Origin of the sequence: Dyadobacter sp. LHD-138 (assembly GCF_030929615.1) — a bacterium.
Classification (GTDB): domain Bacteria; phylum Bacteroidota; class Bacteroidia; order Cytophagales; family Spirosomataceae; genus Dyadobacter.
Map to the genome: position 1 here is coordinate 41624 of NZ_JAVFVU010000034.1, position 16511 is coordinate 58134.

Here is a 16511-nt window from a genome sequence, read left to right on the forward strand (position 1 = left end):
TAGGGTATGGAAAAGAAAATATCCCTGGAAGACTACGTTCCTGAGCTCGCATACGCATATTGCGATCATCTGCACAAAACTTATAAATTCGATTTCTTTCTTTCACGCCCGCGGAATACCCGTTTGGGCGATTTTACTATAAAACCGGGGTTTGTTCCGCGGATTACCGTAAACAGGAATCTTAATCCCTATAACTTTCTGATCACTTATCTGCATGAGGTTGCCCATTGCGTGGTATACACGCAGACGAAAAACCGGTTAAGAAAACGGGTTGCACCGCACGGAATACAGTGGAAAAAAGAATTTGGTATACTGCTGGCGCCGGTGATGAACGACCGGGTTTTTCCTGAGGATATTCTTGTGCCGCTTTTGAAATATGCCAAAAATCCCAAAGCATCGACGAGCGGCGACCAGATTTTGTATAACGCAATCAAGAAATACGACGACCAATCGTTAAATGCTAATAAAGTTGCCCTGGTCCATCTCATAGAAGGCAGCAATTTCGTTTTCCATAACAGACAGTTTGTTAGAGGTACTTTAAGGCGTACACGTGTGCTTTGTACGGATAAAATCTCGCAGCGTCGTTATACCATCCCTGCTCATGCACTGGTTGAAGCGTGTTGAAAATGTAAGGTTTTTATTTTATCCGGTGTTCCTCCACTGGATTTTTCTCTTGTTGCCCCTGTCATCATCCGGTCAGGAATCTTCAGTATTGGCTTCCGGCAACTGGCTGAAACTTGGCGTGATGCAAAGCGGGGTCTACAAAATCGATGCGGCGTTACTAAAAGCAATGGGAATTGATATCAATGCAATAGCGCCTGCACAAATAAAAATATATGGAAATGGCGGTGCCATGCTTCCGCAAAAACTCGGTACCAAGCGCAGCAAAGACCTTGCACAAAATCCCATTTTAGTAAGAGGGGAAGAAGATGGCCGTTTTGATGCGGGAGATGCCATTTATTTCTATGCGGACGGCCCGGATCAAATTGTCTATGATTCTCTTAAAGCCAGCTTTTTTCATCAGATAAATTTTTATGCCGATACCAGTTACTATTTCCTGAATGTTGGAGGTGATAAGGGGTTAAGAATAAATAATAAGGCAAGCCTCAATCCCGCTGAAACGGTTATCAGTCAGTTTGATGACTACTGGTTTCATGAGCAGGAATCCGTTAATTTATTAAGGTCGGGGCGTGACTGGTGGGGTGAATATATTGGGAGTACTGCTGTATTTAATGTACAGGCTGAAATTCCTGATGTTGTACCTTCTTCGGACATGATTTTGCGTACTTCTGCCATTGGTTCTGCACAAGTACCGACCAGCTTTCAATGGCAGCTGAACGGACAAGCAGCCGGGAATGCGTCCATTGGTGTTGTTGGTGCAGGACAATATGATTTAAAGGCGAGAAAAGCGGAGACCCGGTTTGTGCTGAAAGCAGCCGCAAGTCCGCAAGCCGTTTATACGATTGGTGTGGGTTATAACAAAAATGGCCAGAGCTCTGCGCAGGCTTATCTGGATTATGTCGGATTGCAAACCAAAAGAAATCTTAAAGCATACGATAAGCAGCAGATTTACAGATTTGCACCGGGAATAACAGATATCACAACTTTTCAGCTTCAAAATATTCCGGCGGATTGGTTTTGGTGGAATATTTCAGATCCTGTCCGGATCACCGGGGCATCATTAAAGGGGAACGGAAATAATACCTACACGTTTACGGATAACAATGGGAAATCGCTCAGGCAATACATTGGTTTCACGCCTGCACAGGCGATAACGCCTGTATCGTGGCAGAAGGTGGCAAATCAGAATCTGCAAAAATCAACCACGCCTGACCTGCTGATCGTAACGGCAAATGCTTATGAAGGGCAGGCCAAAAGACTGGCGGCTTTTCGGGAAGAACATGATAACCTGGAAACCTTAATTGTAACAGCTGACCAGCTATACAACGAATTTTCGGGCGGGAAACCGGATGTTTCTGCCGTTCGTGATTTTGTCCGGCAATTGGATAATACCAATCCGGGGAAATTAAAATACCTGCTTTTGTTTGGAGACGCGACCTATGATTATAAGAATCTCCTGCAAAGTCAGTCGCTCAGTCAGCGTAATAGCTGGGTTCCCGTCTATGAAAGCAGGGAGTCGTTGGATCCTGTTTATACGTATTCTTCGGATGACTATTTTGGATTTCTTGAAGATGGGGAAGGTGACTGGTTTGAGAATACCGCGGGAGATTACTCCATGGAGATCGGGGTGGGAAGACTTCCGGTTAAATCGGTTTCAGAGGCGCAAATTATTGTAGACAAGCTGATTCACTATGCGTCGTCTCCAAAATCCCGTGGGCCCTGGCGGAATACCATCCGTTTCGTTGCCGATGATGGTGACGGAACGGTGCATCAGGAGCATGCTGACTCCTTGGCGAGAATAACGCAAAAGGAATTTTTGTCCCGCAGGATATTGCTGGATGCCTATCAGCAGACTACAACAAGTCTCGGTCAAAAGGTGCCTGCGGTAAATGCTGTCATAAAAAAAAGTATCAACGACGGCACACTTATTCTCAATTATACCGGTCACGGAGGAACGAGTGGCTGGGCCGAGGAACAAATTCTTACTTTAACGGAAATGCAAACGGCACGTGGCTACAATAACCTTCCGTTGCTAATGACGGCAACCTGTGATTTTGGACGATATGATGATCCCGGGCTGATATCGGGAGCGGAGCTGATGGTTTTAAGTCCGCGCGGTGCGGCCATTGGCGCGGTCAGTACCACCAGACCGGTTTATTCCAGTACGAATTTCGCTGTTAACAAGGCATTTTACGAATCCCTGATTCAATTGGGCAAGGAGGCGAGAATTGGCGATGTATTCCGTTTAACTAAAAACAAAAGCCTCGCCGGAAGTCTGAACAGGAATTTTACTTTGCTGGGAGATCCTTCCATGCGTCTGGCAAGGGCGGAAAAAGGAGTGAGGTGGCGTAATATACCCGATACTTTACGTGCTTTGCAGAAGGTTAATTTGCATGGGGAAATAATTGACGGAAACAATATCGATAAAGCATTTCAGGGAACAGGCCGGATCGCGATTTATGATAAGCAAAGCACTTTCCGTACATTGGGAAATGAAGGAACCGTTCAAAGTTATAGTGAATTCAGGAATAAGCTTTTTGATGGTGTCGTGCAGGTAAAGGACGGGCAGTTTGTCTGTGCGTTTGTGATGCCAAAGGATATTGATTACCGGATAGGGCTGGGACGTGCCAGTATTTATGTTCTAAGCCAGGATAGTTTATCGGATGCTTCCGGGCAGCTGAATGTCCTGGTGGGTGGGAGTGCAACACCGGAGGACGATAAGGTTCCGCCGAAAATCACGGCCTATCTGAATACCGCTGATTTCAGGGATGGAGATAAAGTGGACGGTTCTTCGGTTTTATTTTTAAATTTAAGTGACGAAAACGGTATTAACGTGTCCAAATCCGGAATTGGCCATGACATCACGTTAACCTTGAATGACACCCTGACGATTGTTTTAAACGACTATTACACGGCCGGGGCAGACTATCGAAAAGGAGTTGTAACCTATCCGTTCGAAAATTTACCTACCGGAAACTATGTAGTACGTATTAAAGTGTGGGATACGTATACTAACTCCTCGGAAATATCGTTCGGATTTCAAGTAGGTTTACCTACGGGCATAAAGCTTGGCAGCTTGACTGTTTTTCCAAACCCTTTTGATCAGGATCTTTCGTTTGAAGTGAATCATAGCAGAGCCGATGATGATGTGGAAATTGTTTTTAGTATATTGCTGAGCTCCGGACAAAAACTGGGTACTTTTCAATGGCAATATTATAATAGTCAGTCTATTATCAGAGAAACAATTCCATCAATACGTTTGAGTGGCCTCACTTCCGGTGTTAATTCATATATATATGTAATGAAAATTCGTTCACTAAAGGACAATTCAGTTGACACGCGCTCGGGGAAACTTTTGCGATTACGTTAGCGAATAATAAATCTTGTAATTTTATTATAGTATTAAATATCTTTCATTGTATTTTTGACCCTTTAAAAGAAGTCGACTAACACCACTTCCTATCGCAAATCCAATAAATATGAGACTATTTTTTGTAAGTTTATCTTCCTTATTCATTTTGTCATCGAGTAGTTTGTTTGCTCAATCCGCGGCACTGGACACTATTCGCAGAATACCAAGTTCACCTCTATCTTTTTTGACTTTTGCACCTGATGCACGCAGTGCGGGTATGGGTGAAGCAGGTGTTGCATTAAGCCCGGATGCCAACTCGACTTATTGGAACGCGGCAAAACTTCCTTATAACCAAAAGGATTTTGGAGTTTCAGCTTCCTACACGCCATGGTTGCGTAATTTGGTTGACGATATGTGGTTGGGTTATCTTACAGCTTACAAGAAAATTGGAAATGGTCAGGCCGTTGCAGCCTCTATAAACTTTTTCAATAACGGGGAGCTGGATTTGCGTGATGCGGTGGGAACACACACAGGATTTTTCAATTCAAGAGAATTGGCCATCAGCGGAACATATTCCCGCCAGCTTGGTAAAAATTTCTCGATGGGTTTGACGCTTAAATATGTTTCGTCTAACCTTGCCGGAAATGCTGTTATTAATAATGTGTCGCTTAAACCAGCACGTACGGTAGCCGGTGATATCAGTGCGTTTTATAGAAAACAGATCAAAAATGAAGACACAGGCAGCGAGCTTACCTGGTCTCTTGGCGCTGTTTTATCTAACCTGGGTGGTAAAATCAACTACGGTTCTAATACAGGTACTGAAAGTTTCATTCCGACAAACCTGAAATTGGGTGGAGGGCTTTCTTTCACTGCTGACGGAAGAAACCGTTTCAACTTTATTGTGGATGCAAGCAAACTGATGGTGCCAACACCTGGTGCAACAGCAGCGGCTCAGCAAAAAATCAATGGCTACGGTTCTTTGAAAGGTGCATTTGGGTCTTTCTCTGATGCGCCGGATGGTTTCAAAGAAGAGATACAGGAAGTTGCCCTTGCATTGGGTGCTGAATACTGGTACAATGATATCTTCGCACTTCGTGCAGGATATTTTGGAGAAAACAAAAACAAAGGTGACCGCAGATTTTTTACAGCCGGTGTCGGTGCTAAATTCCTGGAACGTTACAATGTTGACTTTGCCTACATGTTCCCTACAACACAGGGAAGCCCATTGGCACAAACATTACGTATCACCCTTGGTTTGAGCCTGAACAAAGCAGAAAAACTTGATGTTGGCGATACTGAAAACTAATCGTTTCAATACTATAATTTAATGAAAAGCGAATGGTGTTTGTAAGAACATCATTCGCTTTTTTACCAATATGACTATGACACTCGATCGTACGGAAGCACCAGCTTATAAGATCATTAACACCATTCATTTGCCCGAACCCACGTCAACGACGCTGGATAACGGGATTCCGCTTCATGTTATAAACATCGGCGAACAGCCCGTGGTCAGGTTTGAGTGTATTTTCGAATCCGGTAACTGGCATGAAACACACACCGGAGCGTCTTTTTTTGCTGTGAAGATGCTTCCGGAAGGCACAACCTCATTAACTTCTTCCGAAATCAGTGAAGCGTTTGACAAGGTCGGCGCTTTTATCGACATGTCACATGCATCGGATCGTTCGGGCATTGTCGTGTATTGTTTGTCGAGATTTTTGCCGGAAGTATTAACGCTGGTAAAGGACCTGCTGGAAGATCCTGCTTTTCCTGAGAAAGAACTTGATGAGCTGAGAAATATTACCTTGCAGAATCTTCGGGTTAACAAAGAAAAAACGGCTTATCTGGCAACCACTGAGTTTCGCAGACAGCTTTTCGGGAGCGATCACCCTTATGGTCAAAGCCAGGAAGAAAAGAATATCCAGGAACTTCCGCTGGCCGAAATCCGCACGCATTTTGAACAGCATATCAAAAACGGGCAACGGAAAATTATTCTGGCCGGTCAGATCAGTGATACGGACGTCAGGCTGGTGAACGACTATTTTGGAAAAGGGAATTATAGCCAGGAGCTTGCTGAAATTACCCACGTGGTTAACACAGACTACCGGGGTAAAGGAATAATTGTAGAGAAAACGGATAGCGTGCAGTCGACGATCCGCATCGGAAGGAGATTATTTACAAGACAGCATCCCGACTATTTCAAGTTGTTGGTGACCAATGAAATCCTGGGAGGTTATTTCGGATCACGGCTCATGAAAAATATCCGCGAGGAAAAAGGGTTAACCTATGGAATTTCTTCGCACATGGTCACGCTTGGCCGTGATGGTTATTTCATGATCGGAACAGATGTGAAAAAGGAATTTACACAACAGACGATTGATGAGATCAAAAAAGAGCTTTATCGGCTGCAAACGGAGCTTGTAGAAGATGATGAACTTCAGACGGTCAAGAATTTTATGGCTGGCGAGTTTGCCGGTTCATTAAATACCGCTTTTGAGGTTGCAGACCGTCAGAAAATATTATTGCTGGATCAGTTGCCGGCTGACTTTTTTAGCCGTTACATCGATCAGATCCACGCGACAACCTCAGAGGATATCCGGTTAATGGCAACCACCTACCTGAATCCTGAAGAAATGGTTGAAGTGGTAGTCGGCGGTAAATAAAAGTGACACCGTGTCACTTTTACCTGTCTTTGTTAAGGGCTTCTTTATAGGCTTTCAGACAGCGTTCGCGTGCAAATTTATGATCCACAATGGGTGCCGGGTAATTCAGACTATTGAGTTCCGGGACCCATTTTTTGATATAGATACCTTTCGGATCAAACTTTTCAGCCTGCGCAGCCGGGTTGAAAATCCTGAAATAAGGCGCGGCATCGGTGCCTGATCCGGCCGCCCACTGCCAGCCGCCATTGTTTGCCGCCAAATCATAATCCAGTAATTTCTCTGCAAAGTAAGCTTCTCCCCAGCGCCAGTCGATCAGTAGATGTTTTGTGAGAAAGCTGGCTGTTACCATTCTTACGCGGTTGTGCATAAAGCCGGTTGCATTTAGTTCGTGCATACCCGCATCTACGAGAGGATATCCTGTTTTACCTTGACACCAAAGTTCAAATTCCTTTTCATTGTTGTGCCAGCGGATATTGTCATATTCCGGACGAAAAGCTTTGCCTTTACCCACGTGCGGGAAATTCCATAATATCTGATGGTAAAAGTCACGCCAGATTAACTCGTTCAGCCAGGTATCGCTTTTTTCTAACGCTGTTCTTGCGAGGTCGCGTATACTTATGGTTCCGAAACGGAGATGAACCCCCAGATGTGTGGTGCCGTGAATAGCCGGATAATTTCTGGTCTCATCGTAGTTTTCGATTAGCTCAGATTTTACCTGATCGGATGGAAACTTCGTTTTGGCTTCAATAAATCCTATTGTTTCATAGGTTGGCAGACTTGCTGTTTTGGTCTTGAAAAAACCGGAAAAGTATTTTTCGTTGGGATAAGATGACAAAAAGAACGCATTGCATTTTTCTTTCCAGGCTCTGCTGTATGGTGTAAAAACGGTGTAAGCTGTATTTTGACCCGTTAATACCTCCTGTTTTTCAAAAATTACCTGGTCCTTATAAGTTCTGAATGCAATGTTTTGTTTTAGTAAAAGAGATTTAATTTCTCCATCCCGCTCGTGCGCATAAGGCTCATAGTCATGGTTGGCAAATACCTTGGCAACGTCATATGCGTCGAGTAGCTCTTTCCAGACCTCAGCCGGTGATCCATAATGAACCTTGATGTCGGACCCCAGCTTTTTAAGCTCTTTTTTTAAACGGGAAATAGTCTGATAAATGAATGTTACACGCCGATCCTCCTTGTTGTCAAGCTGATCGAGAATGTTTTTGTCAAATATGAAAAGAGGAAGGACTGGTAAGCCGGATTTCAGCGCGTGGTACAAACCTGCATTGTCATGCAGGCGTAAGTCCCTGCGAAACCAAAAGACTGCTACTTTCTCTTTTTTTACAAAATTAAACAAAGGTAAAGAACTCATTACGGATGCTTACAATGGTTTGGTCGCAGAAATGACGTACATCATCGCTCCGCCGGCTGAGTGATATTTATTGGCATCAATATTGCGGAGCATCCGCTCGCCAAGATGTGCATATTTCCGTTTGTATTTTTCGAAAAAATCAAGATTTTCCTGTCCCATAGCCCTGAAATAATCGTAATCTGAAAATTCTTCGTTGCTCCACGTATTGCCGTTTTGCCACTGCCGCATGGTTGCAATCTGTTCGTCAGTAGTATAGGGAGGATACATCGCGATCGCTTTATCGGAAAGCCTTACTTCAACCTGATTGAAACCCGCCTGCACCAAAAAACCTGGCACCAGATCACCCAGTGAATTATCACCCAGGCCTAACTTTTTCTTCCCTCTTTCAAAAATCAGGGCATATCTTACATGGTCCAGCACTTCGTCAACCGGGTCATTCATCGACACCGAACTTTGGGTAAGGCTTTGCACCAGATTGTTTGGCTCAACACAAAGAATGGTACCGCCCGGTTTTAAAACCCGTTTCATTTCATCGATGACAACCTTGGGATGCCGGACGTGTATCAGCAATGTCTGACAGGTTACGATATCAAATGATTCATCGTCATAGGGTAACTTATGTGCATCACCTTTTTTTAATTCAAATTCAACACCTTTAGACTCAAAATACTGTCGTAATTCTCCTTCTCCCTTTGCCCACTTCCGGTCGTTATCGATCCCGCAAACTTTGGCTGGCGCACCAAGATAATCGACCAGCAGCCGGCTCCAGTGACACTGCCCGCAGCCAACATCGAGCAAGCTAAAATGGGTATGCAGTTGCAGCCTCTTGGCCAGTAAATTCAGAAATCCTTCATTCCACCAAAAGTCACGGTATTCACCAAAAAAATCTTCCGAATGTCCTTTACGCTTTATATTTTTAGTTCTCATAGTATATTTACAGCATAGAGACCACGAAGTAGCAATCTGTATCCCGTTTTAAAATAACAGGATTCTTGAAAGGATAATTCGAATCGGTGTAGTATATCTTGTTTATGTCTGACCTTTAACGCTTTACAAATTTATTTAATCAACTACGTATGAAATTACAGCTAAGTATTTTGTTCACTTGTTTCAGTCTGATCGCTTTTGGACAAAAAGGACCCGCCAAGGAAGAGTGGAAACAACTTTTTAACGGAAAAAACCTGGACGGATGGGATATTAAGATCCGTGGTAATGATCTGAACGATAATTTTGGAAATACATTTCGTGTAGAAGACGGGAAAATGGTAGTTCGTTATGACCAGTATGATGATTTTAAACGGAAATACGGGCATATCTTTTATAAGGAAGATTTTTCGTATTACCGCGTTGCCGTGGAGTATCGTTTCGTAGGTGAGCAGGCTCCGAAGGGTGAAGGCTGGGCGTGGAGAAACAGCGGTATCATGGTGCAGGGGCAACCGGCTGCGACGATGGGCAAGGATCAGGATTTTCCGATTTCCATTGAAGTACAATTGCTGGGCGGCGACGGGAAAAAACGCCCAACCTGTAATTTATGTACGCCGGGAACAAACGTGGAAATGAATGGCAAACTGGTTACCCAGCATTGCGTGAATTCGACTTCAAAAACTTTTGACGGTGATCAGTGGGTTCGTGCGGAAGTGCTTGTATTGGGTGATTCTCTTATTCAGCATTTTGCAAACGGAGAAAAAGTTCTGGAATATAATAAGCCTCAGATGGGTGGCGGGAGTGTCAGCGGAAACGATGCTGCGTTGATGATCAACGGAAAATTGTTGGATCATGGATCCATTTCTTTGCAAAGCGAAAGTCATCCTGTTGAATTCAGAAAGGTTGAAATTTTGAACCTAAAAGGCTGCACGGATCCGAAGGCAACGAATTATAAGTCTTATTATGTGAAGTCAGACAATTCGGCTTGTACTTATAAAAAGAAGAAGTAGTTTTCCGACTTGTGTAAAACAAAGAAAGGCGCCGATTTAGGCGCCTTTCTTTGTTTTGAATAATGGGTATTGCATTACAACCTTACAATTTCTGCTCCGATTGCATTCAGACGGGTATCGATATTTTGATATCCGCGGTCAATTTGTTCAATATTGTCAATGATACTCACACCTTTCGCTGACATGGCTGCAATAAGCAGCGCAACGCCTGCACGAATATCGGGCGAGGTCATACGAATACCTCTCAGCTGTGTTTCGCGGTTGTGGCCGATCACCGTGGCACGGTGCGGATCACAAAGGATAATCTGCGCGCCCATTTCGATCAGTTTATCGACAAAGAACAAACGGCTTTCGAACATTTTCTGGTGAATAAGGACCGTTCCCTGTGCTTGGGTTGCCGTTACCAGTACGATACTTAGCAAATCAGGTGTAAATCCTGGCCATGGCGCATCAGCAACAGATAAGGTAGAACCATCCAGATAGTTTTCCATCCGGTATTTTTCCTGTGCAGGAATGAAAATATCATCTCCGCGGAATTCCATTTGAATACCCAGTTTCTGGAAAACCTCAGGAATAATCCCCAGCTGCGGAATCTGGCAGTTTTTGATCGTAATTTCCGACTGTGTCATCGCAGCCAGACCGATAAAGCTACCGATTTCAATCATATCAGGCAGCATGGTATGCTCCGTGCCTGTTAATTCGCTAACCCCTTCAATAATCAATAAGTTGGAAGAAATACCAGAGATTTTGGCCCCCATGCGGTTCAGCATTTTACAAAGCTGCTGCAAATAAGGTTCGCAGGCCGCGTTGTAAAGGGTTGTAGTTCCTTCCGCCATAACCGCTGCCATCAAAATATTTGCCGTTCCGGTTACAGAAGCTTCATCCAAAAGCATGTAAGCGCCTTTCAGGTTTGCTGCGTCAACACGGTAAAATCCTCCGTCTTCTTCGTCATAGCTGAATGTTGCACCCAGTTTTTCAAAACCGATAAAGTGCGTATCCAAACGTCTTCTACCAATTTTATCCCCACCCGGACGCGGGATTCTTCCTTTGCGGAAACGCGCCAGCATCGGCCCAAGCAACATCACCGAACCACGTAAAGCGGCCGCCTTTTGACGGAAAGCATCGGATTCAAGATAATCCAGATTGATATCATTCGCCTCAAAACGAATGGATGATTCACTTAAACGGGTTCTGCGAACGCCCAGATCTCCCAAAAGATCAATAAGCTGGTTGACGTCGCGGATATTTGGAATGTTATGTATCGTAACCGGTTCCTTGGTAAGAAGTACGGCACAAATAATTTGCAATGCTTCGTTTTTGGCACCCTGAGGTACTATTTCACCTTTCAGGCGTCTGTCTCCTGTTATTTTAAATGAAGCCATATGTAGTTGCAGGCGGTAGTATGGAAGTTAAACCGGTTGAGAAAAATAGCCGGATATCAGATTCCAGGCTTTTTGCGATTATTATTGTTGTTATTACGATTGTTATTATTGTTGTTGTTCCTGCCTGCAAATTTATTATTAGGCCTGTTCCGGTTGTTGTTGTTCTGATTGTTGGGCCCCTGACGCTCCTGACTTGGCTGTGCTTTGAAGCCACCTCCGGAATGACTTCCACGGTTTCTGTCCTGATTGCTGTTACGATCTTTTGGCGCAGCATCAACTGGTCCGTTTTTACGGATATAATCAATTTCTTCTTTCAGCTGGCCTTTTGTCAAAAGTTCAAGCTGTCCGATCAGCACGTGATCCTCGGGATTATCTTTGTTCCAGGTATTGAAAAATGAACGCATCAGTCTGAAAACGTAAGACACAAAAGCCAGACGATCCTCCGGATTTTCAGTCTGAACCGCTTTCTGGATCAAAAGGTCAATGTTTCGCCCGTAGTGACGGTACATCAGGTTGTGCTGATTGTAGCCAACTTTAAGCGGTTTTTTACCAAGAGACTCCGGAGACGGAGGCGGATACGGGCTATCCACATCAAGTTTAAATCCGGACATGATGTAAAGATCATCCCAGAGTTTATTTGTATAGTCCTGATTATCCCTCATGTTCGGATGGATCTGACGCATGAGTTCAACCAATATGTGCGCGTAGAGATTGCGTTTTGCCTTATCCTCCATCTTTACGATGTGGTCGGCAAGTTTTTGTACGTTGCTACCGTATTCTTTCAAGAGCTTCGAAGATTTTTAGATGACAAAAATAAGAAGTTTTTATGGAAAGTAAAGGTCGGTGTAAACAGAAGTCGGGATTGAAAAATAGTAATTCATCAAATAAATACGGGAATTACGAAATATATCCCGACTTAACGCTCCAAATCCGAATGGACGATGCAGTATCTTATTCCTATACCTAACGAAAAAGGTGTAAAGATTCGTGAGCGAATCCTGATTTATTAAAGGGCGTGCTATTTGACCAAATTGGATAGCGTCAATATCTTCATTTTAAAGCCTTGCTGAGGAACAAGATTAAGCCAGGACGCTATAATGAAGGCAATCAGCAAATATTTTAGCGGATTTGTAATTTTTTCGGCGTGTACCGATAAAAGGATGCCGTTTAAAATGAGAAAAGAAAAAGGTGAAAGCAGGCGATAACCCGGTTCATCAAACGGACTGAAAATACGTATGATGAAAAGGAATAAAAGATAGGCAATGGCGATAATAGGAAAATGAAAAATAATGCTGACTGATTTTTTCTGCCAGAGATGATTCCGAATAGTCTGTTGTATTATTAAAACTAAAAGTGACACCTGAATCATCAGACCCAGGCAAAAGAGGATGTCGATCGTTGAAAAATCGGTATTCCGGATCATCAATAACGCGTTCAGTAATCCTCTGGTGAAAGCATTTAAATTTTCGATGACACGAATTGTCGTTCCAAGCCGGCCCCCGCCAAACCACTCGTCACTCATATTAAAATTGACCCACAAGTAGCCTCCAAAGAAAATTGCCCAGCCGAAAGCCAGGGCTGTGTACAAGAATGTTTTTGATTTTTCTTTTCTCGCAAGGCAAATTAAGGCGTAGATGAAAGTAATCGGGATGATAAAAATACCGGCGTAGCGGGTTAAGATCAGGAATAGCCCAAGACTGAAAACATAAAGGATCCTTCTTTTTTGCAGATTTTCGCCTGTATCTAATTGGGAGAAATGATAAGTCCAGCAAAATAATATCACAAGAAATAAGGGTTCGGACCAACTGTGTACCCACAGTTTTAGAAAGGAACCGATCAACAATATACATGCGATGATGGTCGCCTTATGATTTCCAAACCTGCGTTTCAGGCAGATGATCCAGATCGCTGAGGCAATCAGGTTGACGAGTTTGGAGGCGACCAGAACATTTGTTTTGGTAAGAAAGGAAACCATTGCAATAGCCAGTGGATAACCGGGAGGAAAGGTACTGTTCCAGATGTATTGCTTGTTTTGAAAAATAGAATAACCTCGGCCCAATAAAATGTTATGTGCTGATTCAAGATAATAGTGGGAATCTATTGTGGTGTAATGGTTTGGATTTATACCGGCGAGCAATACGATCATACCGCTTTGAAGGAGCCAGATGAAAGTGGATGCATAGCCGGAGATGTTAGATGAAATCCGCATATCAATGCATCCAGATTAATTTTCCGCGCAACCCGTTTTGTACATCTTGTGAGGATGTTTCGAATTTTTTATCCGGTTCGATCCGGTAAATATAAATGCCAGCTGGTATGGTCGTTGGCTGCCAGATATGCTCGTTTTTACCCAAATGAGACTGAATTTCTTGCTTGTACACCAATGTTCCCTGATTATTGAAAACAGAAACGGTCCATTTTTCGGGAAGAATCAGGCCGTCAATGTCGAGGAAAAAACGGAATTGCTCATGCGATGGATTGGGAGAAACACCGGCATTGACTATCTGCGCAGGCTCGGAATCATTGCTTTGCGGCAAGATGAATTCAGTTTCAAAAGCATTGTTGTCTTCGTTCTCCTCCGGTAAAAGCTGCTCTGGGTCAATGGCGAAATGCCATTTTTCTGTTCCTGATTTTAAGCCTGTATTTGGGAATGTAAAGGTCAGTGTGTCGCGGTAAGGAGTAGCTGGACGGGAAAATGTATAATCAAAAGTGACATGGTTATTGACCCGCCGAATAGAAATTTTGTAATGCTCATTCCTGAATCTACCATTATTTTGGATCCCGATTTTAACTTGTATGGAATCACTTTGCGTCGTAAGTGCTTTTCCTGCCGGATCAGAAAATTGTAATAAATCGGGGTTCCAGGTATAATCCGGTAGTCTTGCCGGGAAAATACGAATGGCCGGATCGCCAAGCAAGTTCATTTGTTGTGCCGTTATGCCATCGGATAAGGTGGGGAATCTGACGATGTTTCTTCTGATTGCTTCCCGTTGTATAACCCCAAAAGGTTCGCTCATAAAAAGGCTGTCGGCCAACACTTCATAAAATGCATCGGAATAATGTTTCAGTGACGAGGTAACGCCATTGTGTGTATGGGCCAAAAATAAAATGGCGCCTTTCCCGGGTGCGAGAATCCAGTCGTTGCTGATGGCGGGTGTGGTGTAATAAATATTTCCCATCGCACAGCCATTAACCAGAACCGCGGGGTAAAACGGTGCATTATTATAGTTTCGGTTTTTGTTTGAAGGGGTTCCGATGTCAATGTCATTGGCCGTCAGACCGGAATGTCCATACAGCGTCAGGAGTGCTATACCCCGATTAACGATCGTATCAATGGGAAACAATTCAACCGGCTCATCCGTTTTCTTGGATAGCGTCCGGACGTAGGCGCCCAATGAAGACGACGTTATTCTTTTCTCAAAAGACTGCACATATTCCCGGAAAACTTCGCGCTCCGCAGTGCTGTGTCCTCCACTCAGGTGAAGAATGTTTTTCCGCCAGTCTGCCACACTGGGCTGGGATTCAAAGGTTTTGACTTTTTGCAAATAATCAAAAACATTTTGGGCAGTCGCGGCATTAACCCGCCCGACGGGTACGAGTGGCAGGTAAACAGAAGAATCTCCCAATCCCATCGCGAGCGCAATATCGGAACCGGGCCAACCGGCATTGGGAATCATATCATTTTGCCGGGCCTGGGACTGATGACGGGTGGTTTGCGGATCGATGGATTTCCCAAGCAAAAGAACAAACTGTAAAGCTGCATTTTTGTGAAAGAACGATATTGCATTGCGGATACCCAAAGGGCCGGGTTCGCCATAGTTAAACTGATCGAAAATTTCTTCGCTGTTGAGAATCATAGGCTGAAAACGCCCACCCGTTGCCGAAGCACGATAATCGGCATAATCACGGACTGGATCAGAACTTCCCTGGACCGCATTTCTGACCAACGGGTGGCTAATGATCAGATAATTGGTTTGTAGGCCGATCGATTTAAATTTTACCAGGCGAGATACCGGAAGGGGTAAATAATCTTTGTATGCGATAACCCGACTGGCTCCGTTCAGGGAGAGCAAGGTATCCCGGGAAGTCAATTTTTTTAGATTATATGGATCAGAGCAGTCATAAAACTGCCAGTTTTGACCATTTTTAATGATGGCATTTTTTTGTGCAAGCACTTTATCAAAGGAAAATGCTTTTTGAAGGCCCGTTGCCGGTAATGAAATTTGCTGCGGATAACGCCATTTAATATAGGAAACAGAAATTGACCCGGTATTACCGAGGGGCGTAATCGTTATGACGACCTTTCCGTCGGCTGAAATATCTTTTTGATTGCGTGAAATGTTAAACAAAGCTGAATTGTAATCCGATAAAAACAGGGTGTCGGGTTGTCTGCCGCTTGTTTTTGGATCACCAATAAAAACAGTTATCCGGTGTGCTCCTGCGGAACGGCCGACGAGTAATAATGCCGCTTCGGCCTGTGCAGATTTTCCATCAACCGGGTTTTCCAGGGTAAGTCTTAACGTCTCCGATTGATTGTTTGACAACACTTTTCCCGTCCATCCTTCCCCGGTATCGTAGGTGGTGAGGGCCGTGCCGTTATCGTAATTGCTTCCCATTGGGTATAAATTGCCAGCGGGATATTCATCGGTCAGTAACTGTAAAACCTCTTGGAAATGGTAGGAAGTAACTTCGTTCGAAGTTTTTGAATCGGACATTTGTATTCTCCTGCCAGCAGTTCCGTCTTTTTGATAGGTCAGAAAATAGGCGGCCGTATCAGAGTACAGACTGTAAAAAGGGTGGGGCATAGCGGCTGGAGTTACGTAAAGAAGCGAGTCCAGGGCGCCGTCATTTCTTTCTCCGTAAAAGCAGATATCAATTTCGGGACCGTATTTTCCTTCCTTGTGATTTACTTCAATCGCTACTTCTTTTCCTCTTCTGAATAATTGTAAAGAAGAAAAATTGGTCTGATCAACTGGAAATCCTGCTTTAAGCAGATCGCCGGAGGTGATTTTGTAAAATCCGGTCTGGGCAACGGGAATGCGCAGGTAGGTTTGCGTCGTATCAATCCATTCGTTGCCATACTTTTTTTGCGCAAAAACGCAAGCAGTGGATAGCAGGAGGAGCAGAAAGATTTTACCGGAATTGTGTGTGATGCGTTTATCCATTTTTCCAACAGAAAAATCGGGAAGAGCACCA

The 16511-nt window shown here is 43.9% G+C and carries 11 protein-coding genes; 5 read left to right on the forward strand and 6 right to left on the reverse strand.

Features of this window, described 5'->3' with window-relative positions; translation table 11 throughout:
* Positions 1–6 precede the first annotated feature (6 nt).
* From RB622_RS22810 to RB622_RS22825, 4 genes are all read left to right on the forward strand, one after another.
* A complete protein-coding gene (locus RB622_RS22810; protein WP_308049010.1) occupies positions 7–624 on the forward strand; it encodes a hypothetical protein in 618 nt (205 codons plus the stop codon).
* Positions 602–3991 (forward strand): type IX secretion system sortase PorU, encoded by a 3390-nt coding sequence (porU, locus tag RB622_RS22815; protein ID WP_308049011.1) that lies wholly within the window; start codon positions 602–604, stop codon positions 3989–3991. Before RB622_RS22810 ends, porU begins: the two co-directional genes overlap by 23 nt.
* A gap of 109 nt (positions 3992–4100) precedes the next feature.
* A complete protein-coding gene (gene porV / locus RB622_RS22820; protein ID WP_308049012.1) occupies positions 4101–5279 on the forward strand; it encodes a type IX secretion system outer membrane channel protein PorV in 1179 nt (392 codons plus the stop codon).
* 76 nt (positions 5280–5355) lie between these two features.
* Complete coding sequence (locus RB622_RS22825) at positions 5356–6636, forward strand: pitrilysin family protein (protein WP_308049013.1); 1281 nt, start codon at positions 5356–5358, stop codon at positions 6634–6636.
* 19 nt (positions 6637–6655) lie between these two features.
* Here the strand turns inward: RB622_RS22825 and RB622_RS22830 are convergent, their stop codons facing one another.
* On the reverse strand, positions 6656–7999 hold the full coding sequence (locus tag RB622_RS22830) for a deoxyribodipyrimidine photo-lyase (protein ID WP_308049014.1): 1344 nt from the start codon (positions 7997–7999) through the stop codon (positions 6656–6658).
* A 9-nt stretch (positions 8000–8008) separates the two neighbouring features.
* Positions 8009–8926, reverse strand: a complete 918-nt coding sequence (locus RB622_RS22835; RefSeq protein WP_308049015.1) for a class I SAM-dependent methyltransferase — start codon at positions 8924–8926, stop codon at positions 8009–8011.
* A 149-nt stretch (positions 8927–9075) separates the two neighbouring features.
* On the opposite strand from RB622_RS22835, the gene RB622_RS22840 reads away from it, so the two are divergent.
* On the forward strand, positions 9076–9933 hold the full coding sequence (locus RB622_RS22840) for a DUF1080 domain-containing protein (RefSeq protein ID WP_308049016.1): 858 nt from the start codon (positions 9076–9078) through the stop codon (positions 9931–9933).
* A 74-nt stretch (positions 9934–10007) separates the two neighbouring features.
* On the opposite strand, the gene murA is transcribed toward RB622_RS22840, so the two are convergent.
* The 4 genes from murA to RB622_RS22860 form a co-directional block, all read right to left on the reverse strand.
* Entirely contained in the window at positions 10008–11315 is a 1308-nt protein-coding gene (gene murA / locus RB622_RS22845; RefSeq protein ID WP_308049017.1) for a UDP-N-acetylglucosamine 1-carboxyvinyltransferase, read from the reverse strand.
* Between the two features lie 56 nt (positions 11316–11371).
* A complete protein-coding gene (locus tag RB622_RS22850) occupies positions 11372–12100 on the reverse strand; it encodes a DUF4290 domain-containing protein (protein ID WP_308049018.1) in 729 nt (242 codons plus the stop codon).
* A 233-nt stretch (positions 12101–12333) separates the two neighbouring features.
* Complete coding sequence (locus tag RB622_RS22855; RefSeq protein ID WP_308049019.1) at positions 12334–13524, reverse strand: hypothetical protein; 1191 nt, start codon at positions 13522–13524, stop codon at positions 12334–12336.
* Between the two features lies 1 nt (position 13525).
* On the reverse strand, positions 13526–16480 hold the full coding sequence (locus RB622_RS22860) for a C25 family cysteine peptidase (protein ID WP_308049020.1): 2955 nt from the start codon (positions 16478–16480) through the stop codon (positions 13526–13528).
* Positions 16481–16511: the final 31 nt, after the last annotated feature.